We start from the raw sequence: 2,662 nt of genomic DNA, 5'->3' as shown, positions 1-2,662 counted from the left end.
GGGGGGGGGGAACGATAATTTTCGTTTTAACTCAAACACTTTAAACTCTTTAAAAAACTATAAAAACTCTAATCTTTTAAAACTTTCTTTATTTGCTATTTTTTCCCTAAGTTATTTAGAGGCAGCCACCCAAGCAAATTATGATAAAGCTTCTAATACTTATGTTATTAAAGAGCACAAATTTAATAATAATGATGTATATGATTATAATCTTGATACTTATAAACTCTTAAGTGGTAAAAACTTCTATGGCCAAATGGCTACTAATAAAAACCTTTCAAATATCACTTTAATCTATGATAATCCTAAAGATAAAACTCATTCTAAAATGAATGATTTATATTTTAAACAAGACATACTCACTCCAAGTATTAAAGAAGATATTTTTGTAGTTAATGGCTTTCATAGTTCTAACTCAGCTAATACTACCCTAAATCAAATCAGCTATATACCTTTTTTAGTTTCTGCTTATACCTTTAATGCAAAAGCTAATAATAATACCTTAGTATTAAAAGCAGGAGAATTATCTTCAGTATATTATTTAAAACCTACTGATAAAGAAGTAATCAATCCTAAAGCTACGGGTTTAGATAATAAATATAATTTTCTAATCACTCCAGCCATAGCTAGAAAAGGTGAAGTAAGTAATAATACTTTAAATTTCTTAAAAGATGCCTATGTAAATATGGGTGTTGAAAACACCTATACCTTACCTTTAAATGGTGCTCCTTATATCTTAGGTGCTTTTGGTGTAGATGCTAATGCTAATAATAATACAGTCATATTAAACAAGGGAGTAAAGATAGACTTTCATACTACCCCTTATAGACAAAGCATGCTAGGAGATAATATCTTTGATGAGAGAATGACTCATGTAACAGGAGCTATTACTTATAATGCCAATGCTAAAAATAATAAGGTTATTATAGATGGAGCTTCTTTATTAGTACATGGTCCAAGTGGAGCATATTCTACTTCAGCTGCTACTCACTTAGGAGGAGCTTTTGTGGATGTTAATAATAACCAAAGCTATGAAGTAAGTAATAATAGTGTATTAATCAATGATTTAAAACTAGATTTAAGAGTAGATACTAAAAATACCCCATTAGCTTATAATGCCATCTTAGTAGGAGAAATCTATGGGGGTAAAATCATACAAGGTAATGCTTATAAAAACACTATAGATATAAAAGACTTACAAACCTTATTAGCATTAAATACCAATGTAGAAGTAAAAGCTCTTTTAGACTTTTATGCAGGTATGACTAATAATGGTATAGCTAATGATAATAGCATTAATATTAATCTAAAAAAGCCATTTGAGATTAATTCTAATTTTACAGGTAAAAATGAGTTTAATCTTTATGGCGGGGTAGCTACTAAAGGAGCTAATAATAATAGTATTAATATCAATGGGGATTTAACCCAAGGACTTACTGTTGAAAACCATCAAGATAAAATTCAAATCACAGCAGCACAAACTCTAAGCTCTAAAGCAAATAATAATAGCATTGTTATTAAAAACTCAAACATAGCTATACCTTTATACTTATATGGAGTAAGTAAGGTTAGTTTGGATAATAAAGATTATTATGCAAGTAGTGCTAATGCTAATAGTATAGTTTTAGATAATGTAAAATCAGGTAGAAACCTCACTACTATTATAGAAGCTGATAATTTAGAAAAAAACACTATAAAATATAATCTTGTACAATCCTTATCGAATGCTTCTAATATAGATAAAGGTTCTAAAATCATTTTAAGAGCCAATGAAGGCGCTAATAATAATACTTTAAATATTAAAGATTATTCAAGTGCAGCTAGCTCTAATGTTTATGTTATTAATGCTAAAACTGAAAGTGCTAATAATACTTTTATCTTTGATAATCTAGCCCTAGGTACAGCTTCTGATAAAAGAGAAGGGGAGATAGTAATTAGTGCAGGTATAGCTAAGAATACTCATGATAATTATACTCATATAAATAATTTAAATATAGATGAGTATAAAAACAACAAAGCTATATTTATAAGTGCTTCTGGTGTATATAGTGAAAATGATAAAAGCTATAATAATACCTTATATCTAAGTGGTAATACTAATATTTTTAATAATACTAATATAGAAGTATTAGCAGGTAGCTTTTTACAAACTAAAGAAGATAATAACTTTATATCAAAAGCTCTAATGCATAAAAATGGTACTAATAATCATTTAGTATTAAATACAAGTATAAAAGCAAATACTATTAATAACTTTGATCATTATAGCTTTATCTTAAAAGATGATACTAAAACTTATTTAAGTGCTAAAGAAGCTATTAATCTTTCTAAAGATAGTTCTATTAATGTATATACAAGCAATAATGTAAAAAATAAAAGCATTATTTTAATGCAAAGTGAAAAAGGCTTTGTAGATGCAAACAATAAACATCTAAATCAAAAAGACTTACAAAGCTTATTAGAAACTATTACTAAAAATAATCAAAGCTTACATAAAAACATCAAAACAAAAGTTCAAAAAGCTAAATACACTCTAAGTGTAAGTAAAGATGCAAAAAGCATAGTAGTGAATTTAAACTAAAGCAATATACCAAAAAGGATTAATTATGAAAAAGCTAGCAAATCATATCATACTCTCAGGTGTAACTGTATCAATGTTATT

Annotated in this window: 1 protein-coding gene; it reads left to right on the top strand. The window is 27.1% G+C overall.

Annotated elements, in window-relative coordinates:
• Positions 1 to 2,581: hypothetical protein (locus tag L8U41_RS07795; protein WP_263728256.1), on the top strand; the 2,581-nt coding region annotated here is incomplete at its 5' end.
• Positions 2,582 to 2,662 lie beyond the last annotated feature (81 nt).

The sequence above is a fragment of the Campylobacter sp. RKI_CA19_01116 genome (genome assembly GCF_025771405.1).
Lineage (GTDB): Bacteria > Campylobacterota > Campylobacteria > Campylobacterales > Campylobacteraceae > Campylobacter_D.
This window is presented reverse-complemented; position numbering and strand designations above follow the sequence as displayed.